This is a genomic window from Bifidobacterium sp. LH_389 (assembly GCF_056357235.1).
On record NZ_JBKEVR010000005.1, the window covers coordinates 166,838 to 190,348 of the forward strand.

At 65.4% G+C, this 23,511-nt stretch carries 19 protein-coding genes; 8 read left to right on the forward strand and 11 right to left on the reverse strand.

The genetic code is table 11. The features are described from left to right. Positions 1 to 100: 100 nt before the first annotated feature. The 3 genes from AC1AZA_RS07230 (at position 101) to AC1AZA_RS07240 (ending at position 4,073) form a co-directional block, all read left to right on the forward strand. Positions 101 to 2,659 carry an alpha-1,4-glucan--maltose-1-phosphate maltosyltransferase gene (locus AC1AZA_RS07230; protein ID WP_476513985.1) on the forward strand — a complete coding sequence of 853 codons (2,559 nt, stop codon included), beginning with the start codon at positions 101 to 103 and terminating at the stop codon, positions 2,657 to 2,659. Between the two features lie 48 nt (positions 2,660 to 2,707). Next, a complete protein-coding gene (locus AC1AZA_RS07235) occupies positions 2,708 to 3,205 on the forward strand; it encodes an inorganic diphosphatase (RefSeq protein ID WP_476513986.1) in 498 nt (165 codons plus the stop codon). A gap of 292 nt (positions 3,206 to 3,497) precedes the next feature. Beyond that, positions 3,498 to 4,073: a manganese efflux pump MntP gene (locus tag AC1AZA_RS07240; protein ID WP_476513987.1), complete on the forward strand. Its 576-nt coding sequence runs from the start codon at positions 3,498 to 3,500 to the stop codon at positions 4,071 to 4,073. Positions 4,074 to 4,344: 271 nt separating this feature from the next. Here AC1AZA_RS07240 and AC1AZA_RS07245 read toward each other — a convergent pair whose 3' ends face one another. Then, positions 4,345 to 5,106, reverse strand: coding sequence for a hypothetical protein (locus AC1AZA_RS07245; protein WP_476513988.1), 762 nt, complete (start codon positions 5,104 to 5,106; stop codon positions 4,345 to 4,347). Between the two features lie 133 nt (positions 5,107 to 5,239). Between AC1AZA_RS07245 and AC1AZA_RS07250 the strand changes: the two genes are divergently transcribed. The 4 genes from AC1AZA_RS07250 to valS all read left to right on the forward strand — a co-directional run bounded on the left by AC1AZA_RS07250 (position 5,240) and on the right by valS (position 11,191). Next, positions 5,240 to 6,055: a winged helix-turn-helix transcriptional regulator gene (locus tag AC1AZA_RS07250; RefSeq protein ID WP_476514023.1), complete on the forward strand. Its 816-nt coding sequence runs from the start codon at positions 5,240 to 5,242 to the stop codon at positions 6,053 to 6,055. Between the two features lie 15 nt (positions 6,056 to 6,070). Beyond that, positions 6,071 to 6,730: an endonuclease III gene (nth, locus tag AC1AZA_RS07255; protein WP_476513989.1), complete on the forward strand. Its 660-nt coding sequence runs from the start codon at positions 6,071 to 6,073 to the stop codon at positions 6,728 to 6,730. A 44-nt stretch (positions 6,731 to 6,774) separates the two neighbouring features. Further along, positions 6,775 to 8,349, forward strand: coding sequence for an ABC transporter substrate-binding protein (locus tag AC1AZA_RS07260; protein ID WP_476513990.1), 1,575 nt, complete (start codon positions 6,775 to 6,777; stop codon positions 8,347 to 8,349). 67 nt (positions 8,350 to 8,416) lie between these two features. Next, positions 8,417 to 11,191, forward strand: a complete 2,775-nt coding sequence (gene valS, locus AC1AZA_RS07265; RefSeq protein ID WP_476513991.1) for a valine--tRNA ligase — start codon at positions 8,417 to 8,419, stop codon at positions 11,189 to 11,191. Positions 11,192 to 11,409: 218 nt separating this feature from the next. Here the strand turns inward: valS and AC1AZA_RS07270 are convergent, their stop codons facing one another. From AC1AZA_RS07270 to AC1AZA_RS07290, 5 genes are all read right to left on the reverse strand, one after another. Next, on the reverse strand, positions 11,410 to 11,613 hold the full coding sequence (locus AC1AZA_RS07270) for a CopG family antitoxin (protein ID WP_476513992.1): 204 nt from the start codon (positions 11,611 to 11,613) through the stop codon (positions 11,410 to 11,412). Beyond that, positions 11,603 to 11,905 (reverse strand): BrnT family toxin, encoded by a 303-nt coding sequence (locus tag AC1AZA_RS07275; protein WP_476513993.1) that lies wholly within the window; start codon positions 11,903 to 11,905, stop codon positions 11,603 to 11,605. Before AC1AZA_RS07275 ends, AC1AZA_RS07270 begins: the two co-directional genes overlap by 11 nt. Positions 11,906 to 11,970: 65 nt before the next feature. Further along, positions 11,971 to 13,938 (reverse strand): hypothetical protein, encoded by a 1,968-nt coding sequence (locus tag AC1AZA_RS07280; RefSeq protein ID WP_476513994.1) that lies wholly within the window; start codon positions 13,936 to 13,938, stop codon positions 11,971 to 11,973. 151 nt (positions 13,939 to 14,089) lie between these two features. Further along, a complete protein-coding gene (locus tag AC1AZA_RS07285) occupies positions 14,090 to 14,485 on the reverse strand; it encodes a chorismate mutase (protein WP_476513995.1) in 396 nt (131 codons plus the stop codon). Positions 14,486 to 14,506: 21 nt separating this feature from the next. Continuing rightward, complete coding sequence (locus AC1AZA_RS07290) at positions 14,507 to 14,926, reverse strand: Lrp/AsnC family transcriptional regulator (protein WP_476513996.1); 420 nt, start codon at positions 14,924 to 14,926, stop codon at positions 14,507 to 14,509. 206 nt (positions 14,927 to 15,132) lie between these two features. Here AC1AZA_RS07290 and AC1AZA_RS07295 point away from each other — a divergent pair, with 206 nt between their 5' ends. Next, positions 15,133 to 16,317 carry a pyridoxal phosphate-dependent aminotransferase gene (locus AC1AZA_RS07295; RefSeq protein ID WP_476514024.1) on the forward strand — a complete coding sequence of 395 codons (1,185 nt, stop codon included), beginning with the start codon at positions 15,133 to 15,135 and terminating at the stop codon, positions 16,315 to 16,317. A 95-nt stretch (positions 16,318 to 16,412) separates the two neighbouring features. On the opposite strand, the gene rho is transcribed toward AC1AZA_RS07295, so the two are convergent. From rho to gatB, 5 genes are all read right to left on the reverse strand, one after another. Continuing rightward, entirely contained in the window at positions 16,413 to 18,443 is a 2,031-nt protein-coding gene (rho, locus tag AC1AZA_RS07300; RefSeq protein WP_476513997.1) for a transcription termination factor Rho, read from the reverse strand. 327 nt (positions 18,444 to 18,770) lie between these two features. Beyond that, complete coding sequence (locus AC1AZA_RS07305) at positions 18,771 to 20,360, reverse strand: NAD(P)/FAD-dependent oxidoreductase (protein WP_476513998.1); 1,590 nt, start codon at positions 20,358 to 20,360, stop codon at positions 18,771 to 18,773. 115 nt (positions 20,361 to 20,475) lie between these two features. Further along, a complete protein-coding gene (locus AC1AZA_RS07310) occupies positions 20,476 to 20,790 on the reverse strand; it encodes a DUF2469 domain-containing protein (protein WP_150354462.1) in 315 nt (104 codons plus the stop codon). Between the two features lie 11 nt (positions 20,791 to 20,801). Then, positions 20,802 to 21,788, reverse strand: a complete 987-nt coding sequence (locus tag AC1AZA_RS07315; protein ID WP_476513999.1) for a GNAT family N-acetyltransferase — start codon at positions 21,786 to 21,788, stop codon at positions 20,802 to 20,804. Positions 21,789 to 21,990: 202 nt separating this feature from the next. Beyond that, positions 21,991 to 23,490 carry an Asp-tRNA(Asn)/Glu-tRNA(Gln) amidotransferase subunit GatB gene (gatB, locus tag AC1AZA_RS07320; RefSeq protein WP_476514000.1) on the reverse strand — a complete coding sequence of 500 codons (1,500 nt, stop codon included), beginning with the start codon at positions 23,488 to 23,490 and terminating at the stop codon, positions 21,991 to 21,993. Positions 23,491 to 23,511 lie beyond the last annotated feature (21 nt).

Here is a 23,511-nt window from a genome sequence, read left to right on the forward strand (position 1 = left end):
GTAAACGGGCGGTTAAACTTCATCCGTCGAATCGATTCACCCTCGGAAAAGGCGGGATCGCTGAACCACAAAACGATTGACATGCCCTACGATGGGCCTTATGGCTACACAACATCGCGCCAACAAGCGCACTCATGAACTTCACTTCTCTGCCATCGCCCCCACGCCGCATGCCGACGAGTCAACGAAGACCGCCCAGACGGAAGCCGCCGCCGCGCGACCCGCCACGGCCCGGGTCGCTGCCGAGACCGCAGCCACGGTGAACAAGCCAGCCACGGCAACCGCTAAGGCAACGGTCACCCGCACGCGCAAGGCGACGGCCACCGGAACGGCGGCAGCATCCGTCAAGACCGCAACGGCCGCCGCCAAGGACGAAGCACCCGCCAAGGCCGACGCGCAGCCCGCTGCCAAGCGCACCACGCGCAAGACGGCAGCCAAGCCCGCCGCCAAGGCAACGTCCAGCCGCACGCGCAGGACCACGGCCAGCGCGAAGACCGCCGCAAAGACCGCAACCGCCGAGGCCGCGGCCAAGCCCGCCAAGCCCGTGCAGACCGAGCCAGTCCCGGTGTTCGACGCGAACGGCGAGGCTGCGGCGCCCGTCATCCCGGTACTCGAACCGCAGCAGTTCGGCCGCGTGGCCGTGCTGGACATCACGCCCGGCGAGGAGGCCAACCGCTTCCCGGCGCGCGTGGAGATCGGCGAGACGTTCCACGTGACCGCTGAGGTGTTCCTCGAAGGCCGCACCAAGGCCGGCGCCACCGCGGTGCTGAAGAACCCGCGCGGCCGCGAGATGATGCGCCGCCAGATGACGTGCACCAACCCGGGTCTGGACCGCTGGGAGGCGGACCTCAAGGCCGGCGAGCGCTCCGATCTCAAGCCTTGGGACAAGGACTACGCGCAGGTCAAGCGCCAGCTGGGCGACTGGACGCTCACCGTGCAGGGCTGGGAGGACACGTACCGCTCCTGGCTGCACGACGCCCGCATCAAGGTGCAGGTGAACGACGACGTGGAGAACGCCCTCAGGGAAGGTTCCGCGCTGCTTCGCCGCTGGGCCGAGACCGAGGACGCACACCTCAAGGCCGCCCAGCGCGGCATGCTGCAGGACGCCGCCGACGAGATGGACGACACATCCTTCTCCCCCGCCGAGCGTCTGGCCGCCGGCGACAACGCGGACATCGAGGCCCTTCACGCCTCCAACCCGCTGCGCGACGCCCTGTCCGAAGGCACCCCGCGCACCATCCGCGTGCAGCGTCCCAAGTCGAGCTTCGCCGCCTGGTACCAGTTCTTCCCGCGCTCGGAGGGCGCCTACGTGGACAAGGCGACCGGCAAGATCGTGCAGGGCACGCTCAAGACGTCCGTGATCGGCCTGGAACGCGCCAAGGCCGAAGGCTTCGACATCGTCTACCTGCCCCCGATCTTCCCGATCGGCGTCACCAACCGCAAGGGCAAGAACAACGCGCTGGTCGCCGGCCCCGACGATCCGGGCTCCGTATTCGGCATCGGCTCGGCGGAGGGCGGCCACGACACGGTCGACCCGAAGCTCGGCACCATGGACGACTTCAAGGCGCTCACCGCCAAGGCCCACGAGCTGGGACTCGAGATCGCCCTCGACTTCGCCCTGCAGTGCTCGCCGGACCACCCGTGGGTTCAGGCCCACCCGAACTGGTTCCGCCACAAGCCGGACGGCACGATCGCCTTCGCGGAGAACCCGCCGAAGAAGTATCAGGACATCTACCCGATCGACTTCAACGCGGACCTGCCGGGCATCGAGAAGGAGGTCGAGCGCATCCTCGAGCTGTGGATCAAGGCAGGCGTGACGATCTTCCGCATCGACAACCCGCACACCAAGCCGGTGCGCTTCTGGCAGGACGTGATCGCCGCGGTCACCAAACGCCACCCGGAGATCCTGTTCCTCGCCGAGGCATTCACCCGCCCGGGCATGATGCGCGCGCTGAGCTACGCGGGCTTCACGCAGTCGCACTGCTACTTCCCGTGGCGCAACACCAAGGAGGAGCTGGAGAAGTACCTGGCCGAAACGAACGGCGACGACGGCTACTACCAGCACAACACGTTCTGGCCGTCCACGCCGGACATCCTCACCGCCTATCTGCGCGACAACGGCATCGCCGGCCACGCGGTGCGCGCGGTGCTCGCCTCCATGGGCTCGCCGAGCTGGGGCATGTACTCCGGCTACGAGCTCATCGAGAACGTGCAGCGCCCGGGCTTCGAGGAGGCCATCGACAACGAGAAATACGAGATCAAGGTGCGCAACTGGGCCAACGCGGAGAAGTACGGCATCGCCGGCCTGCTCACCTCCCTGAACCGCGTGCGCCGCGAGCACGCCGGACTGTTCGGCTACCACAACCTCACGGTGCTCAAGAGCGCCGACCCGAACATCCTCGCGTTCGCCCGCCACAACCCGGCGGAGCTGACCGAATCCGGCAAGCCGGAGACACTGATCGTGGTGGTGAACTTGGACGGCCACAACGCGCACCAGTCGCTCATCCACCTCGAACTGCCGGACTTCGGCATCGACCCGGCCAAGGGCGCGCACGTGCACGACGAGCTGTCCGGCAAGGAGTTCGACTGGAGCTGGGACAACTACGTCTCGCTGGCCCCTTGGGCGGACGTGGCCCACGTGCTGAGCGTCGAGTACTGATATAACTGATAATGCATTTGTCAATGCCCATCCATAAAGGAGACTGAAATGGCAGAAACCTTCAACGTCGTGGTCGAGATCCCCCGCGGCTCCAAGAACAAGTACGAAGTGGATCAGGAGACCGGCCGCGTGTTCCTCGACCGCGAGCTGTTCACCGCCATGGGCTACCCGGACGACTACGGCTACATCGAGGGCACCCTCGGCGAGGACGGCGATCCGCTGGACGCTCTGGTGATGGTCACCAACTCCGTGTTCCCGGGCTGCGTCATCGAGTGCCGCGCCGTGGGCCTGTACCACATGGAGGACGAAGAGGGCGGCGACGACAAGGTGCTGTGCGTGCCGGCCGACGTGCGCTACGACGGCGTTCAGGACGTCAAGGACGTCAACGAGTACCACCTCAAGGAGATCAAGCACTTCTTCGAGCAGTACAAGGCTCTGGAGCCCGGCAAGGAAGTCAAGCCCGGCGACTACTGGACCGGTGCCGCCGAGGCCGAGAAGGAGATCGTCGCGGCCCGTCAGCGTCTCGCCGACTCCCAGGCCAAGTGAGTCTCTAGCCAGCTTGGCTCCAGCCAAGCGTCCTTGCTAAGGGGTGCGATCGTCCGCCGGTCGCACCCCTTTTCCGTACCCGGCGCAGTCCACCACACCCGCAGCGCAACTGATGCTATAATCGTGCCTCGTAATTGCGTACGACTGGCGAACAGCATTCGTATGGGGATTCAAAGCCGGCTCGAGCCCGGCAGTTTGAATGTCGACGCTACGACTAGGCGTAGGCGGTCGGAGAGACTGGTCGAGGCCCATCCTGCGGGGATGCCCGCGGGATGAACCATTGGCATGCACCATGATTATTGAAATACTGCTCATTGCCGTTTCCGTGTCCATGGACGCCTTCGCCGTATCCATCGGCAAGGGTCTGACCGTAGCGCACAAGGTCCGCTGGCAAGACGCGCTCAAGACCGGCCTGTGGTTCGGCGGATTCCAGGCCTTGTTTCCGGTGCTCGGTTTTCTGGCGGCATCCACGTTCAGCCAGTACGTGACGGAAGTGGACCATTGGATCATCTTCGCGTTGCTGCTGTTCATCGGTGGCAACATGATCCGCGAGGCGATCTTCGAGGACGACAAGGAAGACGCCGAGGAAACCGCGGACTTCGACTGGAAGCACATGCTTCCGCTGGCCATCGCCACGAGCATCGACGCCTTCGCGGTGGGCGTGAGCTTCGCGTTCATGCCGATCAACATCGTGCTGGCGATCGTGCTCATCGGCATCACCACGGGCCTGTTCTCCGTTGCCGGCGTGTACATCGGGCATTTCTTCGGCGCACGCTGGCAGAAGCCCGCGCAGATCGCCGGCGGCACGGTGCTGGTGCTCATCGGTGTCAAGGTGCTGCTCGAGCATCTGGGGCTGATCGCGTTCTGATCGCGTTATGCCGGCCCCTACGGGCCCAGATCGACGACTACGTCCGGTATTTTCGATTTGTGTGGTGCCGAAACGCCACCTGGGCAAGTATCGGCGTTGAAATTCCGCGGAATTTCAACGCCGATATTCGGGATTTCGCCGGAACGGCACGCACAAATCGGATTTATGAATGGGCCGTTCCCGTCTCCCGCCGAGAAGCCGCATAGTTCGACGCAGAACAATGTAGTTTCCTGCAGTGGGCGCCGTCTGCGCTGCCGGTTGCGCCGCCCCACTACCAGTCGAGCGGGAACATCATGACCAGAGCGCCCAGAAACACCGGAATGCCGGCGACCATGACGGGCATGAGCCCCAGACCCATCCAGCGGTGAGAAGCCGTCAGATCGCCATCGCCGCGCCACAGGACCCCGATGCCTCCCACGGCCAGCACCAGTACGATCACCAGAGCGCACACGGCCGCATACTGCCATGCCAGACCGCGATGGACCGCCTCCCCCTCGAGGAACAGGAGCGGCAGGAAGCACCACCCGCCCGCAGCCGCGGAGCACACGCCGCTGACGATGCAGCGCGACAGGGTGACGATGAGATGCGAACGGTCTCGGCGCAGCATCTGCCGGCCGAAACCCACCACCACCAGCACGGTCATGAGGATGCCGAACAGACAGGCCCACAGCACCGAGGCGCTGCGCAGGGTCACGTAGCGGTCCGCCACGGTGAGCACGCGCCACCCGAAGCCGACCGAGCACAGGCCGATCGCCAGCGAGACCAGCCGGCTGAACCAGCCGAGGCCCGGCAGCCCCTCGAACGGCCAGAACCAGTGGAATGCGACGACCAGCAACGCGGCACCGATCACCGGGCTCAGCGTGCCGGCGTCGAACGCGTACTGCATGGACAGCCCGCCTGCGGCCGGCGGCAACGACAACAGTACGAGCACGGCATACGCCACCGCCTGCACGGCGATCACCCTTGCCGCGGACGGCCTATCCCGCAACGGCCTGAAATCGGTTGCCTGATTGTCTGCGTTAGTGTGGTCCACCTGCACTACCGTACCCGCAAGTGTCCACAACCACCATTAGAAATGCATACAACGCTTGCCATACCGCGTATCATGATCGGTAATAGGCAAGAAGAGTCAACAAAAGGGGCGCATCGTGACGGATTTGACGCTGATGACGGCTGCGAGCGATCCCGCATCCGTGCTCCCCTCGCTGGCATTGCTGTCGCACCGGGTCCGCGTGCTGCCGCTGGACGCGGCCTCGCTGGTGAAGATGCCGGAAAGCACCATCCTGTTTCTCGACGCCCGCGACGATCTGGCGTCCGCCAAGACACTGTGCCGTCTCATCCATGCCTCCGGACTGTCCACGCCGATCATGCTGGTGCTCACGGAGGGCGGATTCACCGTGGTGAACGCCGAGTGGGGCGTGGCGGACGTGATCGTGGCCACCGCGTCGCCCGCCGAGGTGGAGGCCCGCCTGCGGCTCGTGTCCGAACGCGGAAGCGCCTATGCGAGCGCCTTCGGAGGTGCGCCCGGCGGCTCCGCGGCATCCGGCGCCAAGGTGGCAACCGAGGACGGCCAGATCCGTTCCGGGGACCTTGTGGTGGATACCAACGGCTATACAGCTTCCCTGCACGGGCACCCGATCGATCTGGCATACAAGGAATTCGAACTGCTCAAGTACCTCATCCAGCACCCCGGCCGCGTGTTCACGCGCGCCCAGCTGTTGCAGGAGGTGTGGGGCTACGACTACTACGGCGGCACGCGCACGGTGGACGTGCACATCCGTCGCCTCAGGGCCAAGCTGGGCGGCGAATACGAGCATCTCATCGGCACGGTACGCAACGTGGGCTACCGGTTCGACCCTGCGGACGACGAACAGCAGGAGGATGACGCCCGCGCGCAGGCCGCGCAGTCGGCGCAGCCCAGATCCCGCGGCGGCGCGGCCCACGAGGCGCACGGCACCGACGACTCCGGCGCGGACGCCTGATCCGGCCAGTCCGCCATGCCCCGCGAATCCAAGTCGGCCCGACTCCAGCGCATGCACGCCGAATACGCGCTGCTATGCGAGGAAATCCCCGAACCCCGTTGCGCGCTGAACTTCGCCAATCCGCTGCAGCTGCTCATTGCCACGGTGCTGAGCGCCCAGACGACGGACAAGCGCGTGAACACCGTCACCCCGGAGCTGTTCGCCGCATACCCGACCGCCGCTGCGCTGGCCGCAGCACGCCCCGAGGACGTGGAGGAGATCATCCGCCCGCTGGGCTTCTACCACGCCAAGACCCGGCATCTGCTGGGGCTGGCCGCCGCGCTTGAGGAACGGTTCGGCGGCGAGGTGCCGCGCGCGATGGATCAGCTCACCACGTTGCCGGGCGTAGGGCGCAAAACCGCGAACGTGGTGCTCGGCAACGCGTTCGGCACGCCGGGATTCCCCGTGGATACGCATGTGATCCGTGTCACGGGCCGCCTGCGGTGGCGCGCCGACTGGAATGCGCCGCATCCCGACCCGGTGAAGATCGAACGCGAGATCTGCGCATGCTTCCCGCCCGAGGAGTGGACGAACCTGTCGCACCGGCTGATCCTGCACGGCCGGGCGGTCTGCCACGCGCGCAAGCCGGATTGCGGCGCCTGCCCGCTCGCCGGCACATGCCCGTCCGCCGGCTGAGGAATCCACTCCCCGTCGTCCCCGCCCCCGGTAGACTGGCGGGTATGCAGAGGCGTTCCCGTACCGCGTCACGTCTGCCGGACGGCGGCGTGCAGTCATTCATCGTGTTTCTGGTCATGCTGGCCATCCTGTCGGCTCTGGTGTGGGGCGGCTATACGGTTATGCGCAGAGGCGGGCTCACGGCCGCCGTGGAGGGCGTGGAGAACGCCGCGGACAACGGTCCGAGCCTGACGGTGGGGGTGACGACCGGCTCGCCGCAGTCGCTGGACATCCGCACCGATGAGTCTTCCGCGGTGGAGCAGGCGTTGCTCGGCAACGTGTACGAGACGCTCGTGGGCCGCGACGCCAACAACGCGGTGCAGCCGGGACTCGCGGCGAGCTGGGAGGTGTCCGCAGACGCGCTCACCTACACGTTCCACCTCAACCAGGGCATGAAGTTCTCCAACGGACACGTTCTGGACGCGCAGGACGTGGTCTGGTCGCTGCAGCAGGCGGTGCAGAACAAGTACGTGGACGCCGCGAAGCTCACCAATCTGGCTGCCGTGCGCAATCCGGACGCCGCCACGGTGGCGCTGACGCTGTCCGCCCCGAACCCGGACCTGCTGTGGCTGCTGTCCGGCAGGGCGGGCATCGTGTACGACGCCGAGGCGCAGATCGACTACGCCACGCAGGCGATCGGCTCCGGCCCGTTCACCGTGGGCTCGTTCGCCAAGGGCGACCGGCTCGAGCTCAAGCGCAACCTCAAGTACTGGAAGGCGGACGGCAAGGCGAAAAGTGCGACCGTCACGCTGCGCTACTTCTCGGACGGAGCCGCCGGAGCGGATGCCGTGGCCAAGGGCGAGGCGGACGCGCTGGTGGAGGTGCCGGCCTCCTCGCTGGAGACGCTGCGCGCGCAGGGCGATGCGGTCACGCTCACGCAGGGCGACAGCACGCGCAAGGTGATGCTCGCCTACAACGGCAAGGCCGATTCGATCTTCTCCGAGGTGCATCTTCGTCAGGGCCTGCGCTACGTGATCGACAAGCAGCGGATCATTGACGCCAACGGCGCCGCGGAGGCGATCGGCGGCCCGATCCCCCGTCTCGACCCGGGCTACGAGGATCTGAACGGCCTGTTCCCGCACGATGCGTCCAAGGCCCATGCGGTGCTCAACTACTTCGGCTTCCGCTACCGGCTGCGGCTCGTGTACCCGGAAAAGTACGGCCAGCAGTTGGGCGACATGATCGTCGGCTCGCTCAAGTCGTTCGGCTACTACAACGCAAGCGCGCAGATGGTGGACGACGCCACGTGGCAGACGCAGGTGGTGCAGAACCGCGACTTCGACATGACGATCCTCGAGATGGACGGCAGCCATGACGTGCTGGACCTTGCCGATCCGAGCCTGTTCCTGGGCTACACGGACGCGCAGGCCGAGCAGCTCGCCGCGCAGGCCAAGGCCGCCACGAACGATCAGGAGTACGCCGACCGGCTCAAGGCGCTGGGGCGCAGGCTTTCGGAGAACGCCATCGCGGACTTCCTGTACGTGGAGCGCCCGTGGCTGGCGCAGCGCAAGGGCGTGAGCGGACTGCCGGTCAACCGCACCGACGCGTTCCTGCCGCTCGCCGACCTCACCAAGGCCTGAAAATCCCCGGTTTGCGCCCGGTTCAAGCCTGCCCGCCCTGTCTGCGAGCCTCTCTAAACTGGCGGCTATGACCGATCAGCAAGAAGAAGGCATCATCAAGGCCGACCTCACCCCGCTTCCGGACAAGGTGGGCGTCGAAGGCCTCGAAGACAAATGGCGCGCCGTCTGGGACGAATCCGGCGTCTACCAGTTCGGCAACACCCGCGACCGCAAGGCCGTCTACTCCATCGACACCCCGCCGCCCACCGTCTCCGGGCACCTGCACGTGGGCCACGTGTTCAGCTACACGCACACGGACGTGATCGCCCGCTACAAGCGCATGCGCGGCTTCGACGTGTTCTACCCGATGGGCTGGGACGACAACGGCCTGCCCACCGAGCGCCGCGTGCAGAACTACTACGGCGTGCGCGTGGACGTGTCCCTGCCGTACGACCCGGACTTCAAGCCCCCGTTCGAAGGCACCGACGGCAAGAAGATCGACGCCAAGGACCAGGTGCCGGTGAGCCGCAAGAACTTCATCGAACTGTGCGAGAAGCTCACCGCGCAGGACGAGAAGCAGTTCGAGGCGCTGTGGCGTTCGCTGGGCCTGTCGATCGACTGGTCGCAGACCTACCACACCATCGGCGAGCACCCGCAGCGCGTGGCGCAGAAGGCGTTCCTGCGCAACCTTGCGCGCGGCGAGGCCTACCAGCAGGACGCGCCGGGCCTGTGGGACGTGACGTTCCAGACCGCCGTGGCGCAGGCCGAGCTGGAGTCCCGCGAATACCCGGGCTTCTACCACAAGGTGGCGTTCCGCTTCGAGGACGGCACCCCGATCTACATCGAGACGACCCGCCCCGAGCTGCTCGCGGCCTGCACGTCCCTGATCGCCAACCCGGACGACGACCGCTACAAGAAGTACTTCGGCCAGTACGTCTATTCCCCGCTGTTCAAGGTGAAGGTGCCGATCCTCGCGCACCCGGCCGCGGAGATGGACAAGGGCGCCGGCATTGCCATGTGCTGCACGTTCGGTGACGTGACCGACGTGCAGTGGTGGCGCGACCTCAAGCTGCCCACCCGCCCGATCATCCAGCGCAACGGCCGCATCATCATGAGCGTGCCGGACTGGATCGACGACGAGGGCGGCAAGGCGATCTTCGAGGAGACCGAAGGCAAGACCACGTTCTCCGCCCGAAAGATCATCGTGGACCACCTGCGCGAATCCGGCGATCTGGACGGCGAACCCACGCCCACCAAGCGTATGACGAACTTCTACGAGAAGGGCGACAAACCGCTCGAGATCGTCACCTCCCGCCAGTGGTACCTGAAGAACGGCGGCACGGACGCCACGCTGAACGCCGAGCTCATCGAGCGCGGCAAGGAGCTCAACTTCCACCCCGACTTCATGCGCGTGCGCTACGAGAACTGGGTGCACGGCCTCAACGGCGACTGGCTCATCTCCCGCCAGCGCTTCTTCGGCGTGCCGTTCCCGCTGTGGTACCCGGTGCTCGAGGACGGCACGACCGACTACGACCATCCGATCACGCCGAGCGAGGACGTGCTGCCGATCGACCCGACCATCGACGTGCCGGCCGACTACACCGCCGAACAGCGCGACGTGCCCGGCGGCTTCACGGCCGAGAAGGACATCATGGACACGTGGGCGACCTCCTCGCTCACCCCGCAGATCGTGACCCACTGGGAGGAGCCGGACGAGGCATCCAAGGCGCTGTTCAAGGCCACGTTCCCGATGGACCTGCGCCCGCAGGGCCAGGACATCATCCGCACCTGGTTGTTCAGCACCATGGACCGCGCACATCTCGAGAACCACTGCCTGCCGTGGAGCAACACCACGCTGTCCGGCTGGATCCTCGACCCGGACCACAAGAAGATGTCCAAGTCCAAGGGCAACGTGGTGGTCCCCAACAAGCCGATCAACCAGTTCGGCGCGGACGCCGTGCGCTACTGGGCCGCATCCGCCCGTCTGGGCCTCGACGCCACGTACGACGAAGGCCAGATGAAGATCGGCCGCAGGCTCGCCATCAAGCTGCTCAACGCCACCAAGTTCGCGCTGGCGATCGGCCGCGAGGACGAGAACCATCACGTGGGCGAAGCCGCCGAGGCGGTCTGGAACCCGGCCGACGTGACCGAGCCGCTGGACCGCGCCGCCATGGCCAAGATGGCGCTCGTGATCCGTCAGGCCACCGACGCGCTGGAGGCGTACGAGCACTCCAAGGCGCTGGAGGTCATCGAAAGCTACTTCTGGCAGTTCTGCGACGACTACATCGAGCTCGTCAAGAACCGCGCCTACGGCACGCCGGACGAGCACGGCCGGACGCCGAGCGAGAAGGCCGTGAAGTCCGCCCGCACCACGCTGGGTCTGGGCCTCGACGCCTTCGCCCGCCTGCTGGCGCCCTACCTGCCGTTCGCCACCGAAGAGGTGTGGAGCTGGATGCACGCCGGCTCCGGCTCCGTGCACAAGGCCGCGTGGCCCGTGCCGGAACCGTACGTGGCCGCCGCCTCCGGCGTCTCCCCCGAGACGCTCGCATGGGCCGGCAAGGCCGTGGAGCAGCTGCGCAAGATCAAGTCCGAGGCGAAGGTCTCCATGAAGACGCCGATCCTCTCCGTGGCCCTGTCCGCCGTGCACGAAGGCGCCGAGGCGATCCGTTCCGCCATCGACGACATCGCGCAGGCCGGCCGCGTGGTGGGCAAGTTCGACCTCGTGGAGAAGCATGCCGAAGAGGCCGCCGCGCCGGACGACGCGACCGCGGATGCGGATGCCGCCGCCGAGACTGCGGACGAGACCGTAGTCATCGAGACCAGCGAGCTTGGCGAGCCTCCTGTGAGGAAGCCCAAGGCCTGACGGGCTTTGCGGCGGCTTCCTCGCAGGAGGCCGTCGCGGCCGTGGTGGCCGCTCCCCTCACCTACAGACGGTCCACCGGACCGTCAGCTTAACGGTTCGGCCGGTGAAGAAGCCTAAGGCCTGACGGCTGCTTTCCAGCGAACGCATAGAAGGGTGTGTCCGCGCGTATGTGACGTGCGGGCACACCCTTCTGCGTCTAGTGAAACGCTTCTCGGTCGTTACGTGAACGCGAGCTTCTTGCCCTCACGCGCGCACTGAACCAGATACAGATTGATGAGATTCTGGTAGGGAATACCCGTTTGTGCAGCCATTGCCTTGAAATAATCGATTGCGGTTTCATCGAGATTCATGGTCACGGCCTTCCGTTCCCGCTTGACATATGGGTTGGAACGCGAAGAACTAAAATCGTAGTTATCGAGCATCGTAAAACCTCCCGTACTGTCTGGACTCATATTTGTTGGCTTTTCTTGCCGAAATAATGCGAATGGTGCCACGCGCCTCACGCTGACAGTGCACAACGATCAGCAGTCGTGCCTTGGCGCTGATGCCCATCAGGATGAGACGCTCTTCCTGCATATCGGAATGTTCCGGATCGTCGATCACTCGGGCGAACGGATCTTCGAACGCCGTGGCCGCCTCCGCAAACGAGACATCGTGTTTGCGCAGATTGGAGGCCGCCTTGACCGGGTCCCATTCGAAATGCAACTCATCCATAGCGCAATTATATGGATGTAATACATATATCGTCAATACCACCGGGCAATCCCACGGTGCCCGTTTCAACCCATGAACTTGTTGACGATGGCGGACAGACCGGGAATGGACGAGTTCACGGCGGCATCGGCGTTCTTACCGGCCCCGCCGGCGGCAAGGGAATCGTCGCCCACGGCGGGCAGTACCATCATGAACGATGCGGATGCGGTATGCGTATTCGCGGCGGATACCACGTCGCTTCCGGCCGGGGACGCGCCAGCCGAGCCACCGCCATCCGCCGCACGCACACGGGCCGCGCTGTGTGCGATCGCACGCGCCACCGCATCGGAAGTCTGCCCGTTCTGCGGCAGGATCGCATTGACGGCGGCATCCAGATCCTTCGCGCAGTCGCCGAGCGTGGTGCTCTCGTCGATCAGCCCGCCGACCCCGGCAGTCAGCAACGCCGTCTCGTCCTGCGGCCTGAGTGCGCCGGTTGCAACAGCCGTCGCAAACGGCACGTTCAGTCCTCCGGATCCGGCCTCGGCTGCGGGGTCCGATTCGCCTGTCGATGCCGCAGCATCGCCTTCCAGCTGCGCACCGAACTCGTCCGTGATCCGCCCGAGCATGTTCGCCGCACCCGTATGCTCCGACGCACCGGCCATGGTGCTGAGCGCCGCGGAGATCTGCTCCGTGATGCGTTGCATGTTCTCATCCGTGCCGAACGCCTGGTTGGTCTGGTCGATCGCCGCCTGCTCGCTGCCGGCCGCGCTGCCGCCCGCGTTCACCAGATCGTTGAGCCGCGCGGTGTACGTGTCCGTGTAGGCCATGGAGAACGGGATCATCGCATTCGCCAGCTGCCCCTGACCCTTGGCGTACTGCGTCTTGCCGGCGTTCGCCTCCTTGGCCTGCCGAGCCTTGAGATCCGCCAGCAGACCGGTGGTGCCACGCCGGCGGATCTGCACGATCACCTCGTCAAGCACGTTCGCGGCGCCGGTGTGCTCGTGGGCGGCGCTCATCGCGTTGACCGCATTCGCCAGATCGGTCACCGACTGCGCGAGCGGTGTGCTGCCGGTCAGCTCGCCGGTCATGCCGATCAGCGCGCCCATCTGCGTCTTGGTGCCGGGAGCCCCGGACAGGTGACTGGAATACGAGCGCACATAACGGTCGATGTACACGCCGAACTGCTTCACGTACGCATCGTGCTTCGCGGCAATCTCGGCGGCGGCCGTAGCATTCTCCTCGTCGCGTAGGGCGGTGAGCCGGTCAATGAGCGCCTGATGCTCGCCGCTGCCCGCGTTGGTCATGCCGCCGGCGAGCGCATCCGCCCCGCGAGCAAGGGCGGCCAGACGCGCGCGCACACCGCTTTGGCCGTCCGTATCGGCACCATCCGCGGGTACGGCCGCCACGACAATCCTCCCCATGCGGAAGTTGCTGGCGTTGAGATAGCAGTACCATTCGTTGGACTGCCCGGCCACGCCCACGCCGGTCACGCGGTAGGCGTCGCCGTCGTCGGTCACGATCGCCCCATCGGGCGCGGCCACGGCATCGGTGACGTCGTGCGGCACGGTAAAGGTGACGATGGGCATCGCATCGCGGAAATAACGGGTGTCGGACAGCGGATCGGCGTCGAGTCGAATGCGCACGCCCACAAGACCGTTCGCGCCGGTCACCGCACGCCGGTCGGCATCCGGACCGTTGAGGCTGTACGTTACGGTGAACTTCCACGGCAGGGCTTTCGCGCCGGCAGCCAGTACGGTCTGCGTGGTCAGGTCACCGGTTTGCGAGGCGGTCAGGGTCGTGGCATTCCCGCTGCCGTCCACGTCCGCAATGGTGCCGGGCGTACTGACGGCGAACGCGTTGTTCACGATGATTTGACCGGGACGATCGGTGTCGTCAACAACAGCGAACACCTGCTGCGTCTTGCTATACACGGCAGTCTGCGGTGCAACGGCCGCACGCCCTCCCGCGAATGACGATGCACCACCGGACGGCACGGCGACGACGAGCGCCGCACAGACGACAGCGGAGACGACGGACACGCATGCGTGCGTCACGCTTCTCCATGCCGCCATACCCTCACCCGCCGTTCTGCTATCCACGTCCTTCCGCGTCCGTGCGCGGCTCCACGGCCAATCTTGACCGCGTACCACTGTACGCCGGAAAATGCACCCGTTGGCACAACACCGCTAGGGCGGCTGTCCAGATTCAGGCGAAGACGTCGAGCACGCCCGGATCTCCCCCGGCGTCGGCGATGCGCTGGTGGCGCTTCTTCGCCTCGGTCACCACGAATTCGCGGTACATTTCCGCAATGTCCGGGTCGAGACCGGCCTCTACGGCAATGCGGTGCAGACGGGCGATCTGATAGTCCTCACGCTTGTAGTCCGCCGGGGCGAATCCGGCGCGCGCCTTGAGCACGCCCACCTGCGAGGTGTACTTGAACCGCTCGGCCAGCAGGGAAACGATGGCCGTATCCACGTTGTCGATGGATTGGCGAAGCGCCTTGATCTTCGCCACGGTTTCGGCGGTTTCGGGATCGGAGGCCGCCATGGCCGCGTCGATCACCGTTTCGGATTCCTGGTCGCCGTTCTTGGTTTCGCTCATGGTCACCAGCGTACACCGACGTCAGAAGTAGCGCTTGAGGATCATCGTGGTTTCGGTGCTCACCGGAACCGTGCGGTGGATGAGGTTGAGCAGCTCCTCGAGCTTGCCGGGGCTGGCCACGCGCACGGTGAGCATGAAGCTGGGCGCGCCGGCGATCGAATCGCACGAGACAATGCCTTCAATGTTGCGCAGCCGCTCGGGAATGGTGGCCTCCTGCGTATAGTCCAGCGGCGTGACGGCCACGAACGCGCCGATGGCAAGCCCGCGCTTCTCCGGGTCGATCACCGCACGGTAGCCGCGGATCACCCCGCGTTTCTCCAGCTTCTGCACGCGCGACTGCACGGCCGAGGCGGACAGACCGGTGGCGGCGGCCAGTTCGGCCAGCGTGGCCCGTCCGTCCGATTCGAGCAGATCCACGATCCGTTCGTCCGCAGCATCCATGAAGGTCTCCTTCGCCGTGTCTCGCCGGTTTCCTCCACCTTAGCCTCCCGTACAGCCGCACGCTACGGGCGGTATTTTATTCGGCAAACACCATGCATATCCGTATTATTTACGGTTTATTGTATGATCGGCAATAGATTTCACACCGCAAGACGGAGGACGCGACTATGACCATCGCCATACAGCACGATACGACGCGACGGGACATGCCCACGATCGCGGCAAGTGCGCTCGGCATCCCCCGCTCCGGCATCCGGGACATCTTCGACCGCGTGGAGCGCGTGCCGGACGCGATCTCCTTCGCCGTGGGCGAACCGGGCGAAACCGCAGCGCCGCACATCGCCGAAGCCGGATGCCGTGCGATCATGGCCGGGGACACCCATTACACCAATGTGCTCGGCACCGCGGCGTTCCGCGAGGCGGCAGCCGGCTACACGCGCCGCATCAAGGGGCTCAACTATGATCCCGAGCGGGAGACCCAGGCCATCGACGGCGCGACGATCGGCCTGTATCTGGCCCTCAAGGCCGTGATCGACCCGGGCGACGAGGTACTCATCCCCTCCCCGTACTTCACCTCCTACGACGCCGAAGTGATGCTGTGCGGCGGCACGGTGCGCACGGTGCCGCTCAAGGCCGAACACGGCATGCGGCTCAACGCGGCGGACATCGAAGCGGCGATCGGCCCGCGCACGCGTGCGGTGATCCTCAACTCCCCCGGCAATCCGACCGGCGCGGTCACGCCGATGGACGAGCTGGAACGCATCGGCGAGGTGTGCGCACGGCACGGCATCTGGGCCATTTCCGACGAAGTGTACCATCCGTTCGTCTTCGGCGACGAGGACCTGCACAGCCCCGACTGCATCGGCAGCACGGCACCGTCCATCGCCGCCGCGCCCGGCATGCGCGAGCGCACGATCATTGTGGAAAGCCTGTCGAAGACGTTCGCCATGACCGGCTGGCGCATCGGCTACCTGCTGGCGCCGCGCGAGGTGATCGAGCAGACGAGCAAGATTGCCGAGCTCATGCACTCCTCGGTGAACTCGGTGGCCATGGCCGCGGGCGTTGCGGCATTGAACGGCCCGATGGACCATGTGATCGCCATGAAGCGGCATTATGCGGCGAACCGGACCATCATCCTGAGCGAGCTTGACGGCAGCCGCACGCTCGTGCCCATCACGCCCGAAGGCGCGTTCTACGTGTTCGTGGACGTGCGCGCAACCGGTCTGGACGATGTGACGTTCTGCCATCGTCTGCTGGACGAGGAGCATGTGGCCGCAGTGCCGGGCAGTGCGTTCGGTGCGGCGGGCGCGGGCTTCGTGCGGCTGTCCTATGCAGGGCCGATTGAGCCCACCCGCGAAGGCGTGCGCCGCATGCGCCGGTTCGCCCGCTGATAAAAAGCAAAAGTTGCAGATCCGTGCGTTTCGCCACCGGTTTGACGGGGCGATGCGCACGGATCTGCAACTTTTACGGCGCTTCTGCGGTGCCGCTACTTGTTCTGCGGCAGCGTGGAGGTGATGGCCGCCAGGAAGTCGCGGTTGGACGCAGTCTTCTTCAGACGCGGCACCAGGGTCTGATACGCCTGCTCGGGTTCCATGCCGCCGAGCGCGCGACGCAGGCCGTAGATCACGGCCAGCTCCTGCGGCGGGGTGATGAGCTCCTCGCGGCGGGTGCCGGACGCGTTGATGTCGATGGCCGGGAAGAGGCGCTTGTCCGCAAGGTCGCGCGACAGGCGCAGTTCCATGTTGCCGGTGCCCTTGAACTCCTCGAAGATCACCTCGTCCATCTTGGAGCCGGTTTCCACCAGCGCGGAGGAGATGATGGTGAGCGAGCCGCCGTTCTCGATGTTGCGGGCCGCGCCGAAGAACTTCTTGGGCGGGTAGAGCGCCTGGGCGTCCACGCCGCCGGACAGGATACGGCCGGAGGCGGGCGCGGCGATGTTGTACGCGCGGGCCAGACGGGTCATGGAGTCAAGCAGCACGACCACGTCCTGACCGAGCTCCACGAGACGCTTGGCACGTTCGATGGCCAGTTCGGCAACGGTGGTGTGGTCGGACGCGGGACGGTCGAACGTGGAGGAGATGACCTCGCCCTGCACGGTGCGTTCCATGTCCGTGACTTCTTCGGGCCGCTCGTCCACCAGCACCACCATGAGGTGCACCTCGGGGTTATTGGTGGTGATGGAGTTGGCGATGTTCTGCAGGGTGATGGTCTTTCCGGCCTTCGGCGGGGAGACGATCAGACCGCGCTGGCCCTTGCCGATGGGCGAGACGATGTCCATGATGCGTCCGATGAGCTTGTTGGGCGCAGTCTCCTGCTTGAGCCGCTCCTGCGGATACAGCGGGGTGAGCTTGGCGAACTGCGGACGGTTCTGCGCATCCTCCACGCTCATGCCGTTGATGGAGTCGATGGACTGCAGCGGCACGAACTTCTGGCGCTGGTTGCGCCGATCGCTGTCGCGTGGGGCGCGGATGGCGCCATGCACGGCGTCACCCTTGCGCAGGCCGTACTTCTTGACCTGACCCATGGAGATGTACACGTCGTTCGGGCCGGGCAAGTAGCCGGAGGTGCGCACGAACGCGTAGGAGTCGAGCACGTCGACGATGCCGGCCACAGGGACCAGCTCGTCCTGCGGCTGGTAGTCGGAACGGTTGTCGCGAGCATCGCGGGCGTAGTCATCGCGGTCGTGGCTGCGGCGATCGTCTCGGGCGTTCCGGTCGCGGCGGGCGTTACGGTCGCGGCGATCGTCATGGCCGTTCCGGTCGCGGCGGTCGCGGCGGCGGAAACCGTCCTCCTCCTGGCTGTCGCGGGTTTCCCCACGCGAGGGCAGGTTGGCGAGGATGTCGTCCAGATCGCGCACGTTGCCATGCTCGTTGTCGCGCGGCTCGACAGCGTCCTGGCTGCGACGGCGACGGCGGGGCAACGGCTCATCGTCCTTGGCAGCGCGATCCTTGCGGGCGCGTGCAGCGTTCTCGTCGATGCCGAGCATATCGAACAGATCGCCGGACGTCTTGGCGTCGGCGGCGGCACGGGACGGGCGTTCGCGCTTGATGTTGCGCGGGGTATCCGCGGAGGGCAGGTCGATGTCCAGATTGATGGCCTTGCGGCGCGTACGGCGGGGTAGCGGGGCCTCGTCGTCCGTGGATGCAGCGGGCGCGGGCTCGGCGGCCGGCGGCTCAGGCTGCGCAGCCTTGGGCTTTGCGGTCTTGGTCTCGGCGTCGCTCTGCGCGGTCGTCTCGCCGGACTGGGCGACTTCGGTCCCCGGTCCGACCGGTTCGAAGCCCTTGGCGATGAGTGCCGGCATGGTGGTGACGGGAGACGATTCGCCCTGTGCGGCCTTCTTGGCCCTCGGGGTGCGAACGGTGACGCCTGCGGGCGCCTCGCCACCGGAACGTGCGGCCTGGATGGTGGCGATCAGGGCGGGCTTACGCATCGTCGACGTACCGCGCAGCCCCATCTGCTTCGCAAGCTCCTTGAGCTCGGGCAGCTTCATATCTTCAAGATTCTGGCTCGTTGCCACTGTGGTTTTGCCTTTCTTCGGCCACGCCACAACGATGCATGGCGTACGGCATAAGAATGATTGCGGGACCGATTCCCGCGTGTGAACTTCGGCCGCTACCTTCAGCGAACCGAACTAGGTTCACTGTACAACCATTCCGCGACCAACGCAAAACGCCCGCCGTGCCTTGCGCACAACGGGCGTTGCAGATGGTGTGTTCCCTCCTACGCTCCGTTACCACTTTCGATCCGGAGGAAAAGTAAATAACGTGTGCGGCCTCAAGGCGTGAAGGGTGAAGACGTACAAAGGTACGTCGAACCCTTCACAACGCAGAGGACGCTCCGTTATTTACTTTTCCTCGTGGTAGGACTTTTCGGTGTTCACAGACCACACATTCCGCTTGGAGGTCTTGCCGGACTTGATGTTGGAGACGGCTTCGATGGCGGTGGCCATGGAGTGGTCCTGGTTGTTGTAGCGGTGCTGGCCGTTGCGGCCGACGCAGTAGAGGTTGCCGAAGTGGTCGAGGTATTCGATGAGTTCGGGCATCTGAGAGTAGGTGTCAAAGTAGGCGGGGTACGCCTTGGGGACACGTTCGCGGTGGGAGTCGAGAACGTCCTGCGGGCCGTTGATGACGCGCATGCGGGTGAGTTCCTCGATGGCGAACTTGGTGGCTTCCTCGTCGGTCATGTTCCAGAAGTCGTCGCCTTCGGCGCAGAAGTATTCGAGGCCGATCCAGACGGTGTTGTCGACGTCCTTGACCAGATAGGGGCTCCAGTTGTTGAAGACCTGGATGCGGCCGACCTTGTAGCCCGGGTCCTGAACGTAGATCCAGCAGTCGGGGACGATGGGCGGATTGCCGAGGGTGGGGATGTCGGTGGTGTTCTTGAGGCGCAGGTGCTTGACGAGCAGGCCGACGGTGACGAAGTCGCGGTAGGGCAGGCCGTTTGCGATGGCGGTCATGTCGGCAGGAGCCGGGGATGCGGAGGCGTCGACGGCGTTGATGAGGTCCTTGATGGGCATGGAGGAGATGAACTGGTCGCCGCTCAGGGTGGTGCGGTTGCCTTCGGGGTCAACGTACACGACAGAGGCGATCTTGCCGTCCTTCTGGTCCACCTCAACGACCTTGGCGTCGGTGATGACCTTGACGCCGGCGTTGCGGCAGTTCTCCTCGACGGTCTCCCACAGCTGGCCGGGACCGAGCTTGGGGTACCAGAATTCCTCGATGAGCGAGGTTTCCACTTCCTTGCTGCTGCGCTTCTTGGGCAGGAGCTTGGCGAAGGCGTTCTTGAGCACCTCGACGATGCTCAGCCCCTTGACGCGCTGGGCGCCCCAGTCCGCGGAGATCTGGGAGGGGTGACGGCCCCACAGCTTCTCGGTGTAGCCCTCGAAGAACATGGAGTACAGCTTGCGGCCGAAGCGGTTGATGTAGAAGTTCTCCAGATTGTCTTCGGGAAGCTTGTGCACCATGGACTTGAGGTAGCTGAAACCGGCCACCATGGTGAGCTTGAAGCCCATGGCCTTGAGGGTGTTGGGGCTCAGCGAGATCGGGTAGTCGAAGAAGCGGTGGTTCCAGAAAATGCGGGAGACGCGGTGCCGCTTGAGCATGACGGCGTCGGTCTTCTCCGGGTCGGGGCCGCCGGGTTCGAGGTCGTGGTGGCGGCCGAGCTTCTTGTCGTCGTAGGAGGGAGCGCCCTGCAGCGGGAGGGTGTCCTTCCACCAGTTCATGATGCGGTCGTCCTTGGAGAAGAAGCGGTGACCGCCGATGTCCATGCGGTTGCCGTTGTACTTCACGGTGCGGGAAATGCCGCCGAATTCACGGGTCGCCTCAAGCAGGGTGACGTCGTACTGCTCGGCGCCGCCGTCCTTGACGAGTTCCCACGCAGCGGTCAAACCGGCGGGACCGCCGCCGATAATCACTACGGACTGCTTGTCAGTCATTGATCCTCCTGAATGGTGTCAGTTCGAGTTCACTGTATACGAACCGGTTTGATGAGACCGGTTCCGAACGCCGATGCACACAGATATCTTACGGTCGGGCGTGCGGCCGCAAGGGTCAGCGCATGCTGTCGGGGATGTCGATGTCGGAATGCTGGACCTCCTCGACGTTGACGTCCTTGAAGGTCACGATGCGCACGTTCTTGACGAAGCGGCTGGAACGGTATACGTCCCACACCCATGCATCGGTGAGCTGGACGTCGAAATAGACGTCCTGCCCGGCGGAACGCACGTTGAAATCCACCTTGTTGGCCAGATAGAAGCGGCGTTCGGTTTCCACCACGTAGGTGAACAGCTTGATGACGTCACGGTACTCGCGGTACAGGGCGAGTTCGGCGTCGGTTTCGTAGTTGTCGAGGTCTTCCGCGCTCACGGTCTCTCCTATTACTTCTGCTCGGTGTCGCGCTTGCGGCCGAGACCGAGATTGCGCCACCACGCCTGCTTGGACGACTTGGACGACCCTTCCGCCCCGTACGCCCAGGACTGCGGGCGACCGTCGTCCGCGGATTCGGCCGCGGCATCCTCCGGCTTGCTTTCCGGACGGGAGTCGGCCGGCTTGGTCAGCGCCTCCGCAATGTTCTGATGGATGGCCATGGAGTGCTCGCGGGCGGCGAGGGCCTCCTGCACGCCGGGATTGTCGGTGATGAGGTGCAGGCCGAACGCGTCCAGCGAGGCGACGGGATCGTACTCGTCGACCAGCGTGCCCATGACGATCTGGTCCATGTACTTGTTGCTCTGATCGTCCCACAGGGCGTCGCGCGAGGTGCCTTCCGGCACGAAGCCGAGCGACTGGTAGACGGAACGCGACCGCGTGTTCTTCTCCGGCACGGCCACCCAGATGCGGTGCAGGCCCAGACCTGCCGGGTGGGGCGCGAAGCCGTAGGTGAGCACGCGGGGCATGGCGTCTCGCGAGTAGCCGCGGCCGCGATAGTCCTTGCCGAGCACGATCTGGATGCGGGCGGACTTGCCCCAGCCGTCGATGTCGATGAGGAAGATCATGCCGATCATGTTGTCCGTGGCGGAGGCGTCGCGGCGGCCGTCGCCGTCGTGGTCCGCGTTGGTGAGCACGGCCCACGCCATGGTGCGGCGGGCCTCCGGGTCCCCCACGCCGGACTGGGCGGGCGTCTGCCCCTGCTCCCAGGCGACGGAACGATGGACCCACGCGTGCACCACAGCGCGTTCGGCGGCGGCGTCCTTGCCAGTGATGCCGGAGGCGTTGTAGTAGGCGTCAAGCTCGTCCATGCGGGCGAGGTCGTCCACGGTGGCGGGACGCAGGGTAACCATTTCGCCCCGGATGCCGGGGACGACGATGCTGGGCGCGAGCTCACGCGAATCGGCGATATTCGGAATGATTGCACCGGCTTGTGACATGGTTTCCACCCCCGATTGCTCCTGATTGTACATATCTGGTCACGATCAAGCCGTTAGGCATACTAGCGCATGGGGCTGAACATCCGCTGGGAACAACGTGAAGAGAGCATGATGAAGGGCGGCGCCTCCGTTGCCGGAGAACGCCGCCCTGTCGGCTCAGGCCAGACCTACGGACGGTCCACCGGACCGTCCGCTTAACGGATCAGGCCTTGATCTTGGCCATGACGATCTTGGTGACGGCCTTCGCGTCGGCCTGGCCGCGCGTGGCCTTCATCACCGCGCCGATGATGACGCCCATGGGCTTCATGTTGCCGCCCTTGAGCTTCTCCACCACGTCCGGGTTCGCCTCGAAGGCGGCCTCGACCGCGGCGTCGATCGCGCCGGTATCCTCCACGATCTTGTAGTTGTGCTTCTTGACCACCTCGTCCGGGGTACCCTCACCGGCGAGCACGCCGGCGATGGTCTGCTTGGCCAGCTTGTCGTTGAGCTTACCGTCGGCCACGAGCTTCTCCACCTCGGCCACGTCGGCCGGGGTGACGGGCAGCTCCTCGAGGGAGACGCCCTTCGCGTTGGCTTCGCGCGACAGCTCGCCGAGCCACCACTTGCGGGCGCCGGCCGCGGTCGCACCGGCCTTGACGGTCTCCTCGATGAGGTCGAGCGCGTCGGCGTTGAGGATGTCGCGCATCTGCAGGTCGGTGAGGTTCCACTCGGTCTTGAGACGGTTGCGGCGTTCGCGCGGCATTTCCGGCATCTGGGCCTCGATCTCGGCGATGTGCTCCTTGGTGATGTGCAGCATCACGAGATCCGGGTCCGGGAAGTAGCGGTAATCGTCCGCATCGGACTTCACGCGACCGCCGGCGGTGGTCTGCGTCGACTCGTCCCAGTGGCGGGTCTCCTGCAGGATCTCGCCGCCGTCCGCCAGAATCGCGGCCTGGCGGCGGATCTCATACTGCAGCGTCTTCTCGATGCCGCGGAACGAGTTGACGTTCTTGGTCTCGGAACGGGTGCCGTATGGGTCGGACGGGCTGCGGCGCAGCGACAGGTTCACGTCGGCGCGCATGTTGCCCTGCTCCATGCGGGCGTGGGAGATGCCCAGGGCACGCACGATGTCGCGGATGGCGCGCATGTACGCACCGGCGATCTCCGGAGCGCGGTCGCCCGCACCCTCGATCGGCTTGGTGACGATCTCGATGAGCGGCACGCCGGCGCGGTTGTAGTCGACCAGCGAGTGGTCGGCGCCCTCGATGCGGCCGTCGGCACCGCCCACGTGGGTGTTCTTGCCGGCGTCGTCCTCGATGTGCGCGCGTTCGATCGGCACGCGGAAGACCGTGCCGTCGTCCAGCTCCACGTCCAGATAGCCGTTGCCGTTGGTCGGCTTATCGTACTGGGAGATCTGGTAGTCGCGCGGCATGTCCGGGTAGAAGTAGTTCTTGCGGGCGAACTGGCTCCACTCGTTGATCTCGCAGTGCAGGGCCAGACCCAGCTTGATCGCGTAGTCCACGGCGGTCCTGTTCACCACCGGCAGACTGCCCGGCAGGCCCAGGCTCACCGGGGTGAGCTGGGTGTTCGGTTCGCCGCCGAACTCGATGTGCGCCGGGCAGAACAGCTTGGTGTTCGTGCACAGCTCCACGTGGGTTTCCAGACCGAAGACCGGGTCGAATTGCTTGCAGGCCTCGGCGTACTTCATCAGTTTTTCAGCCATGATGCTTGTTCCTTATGCTTT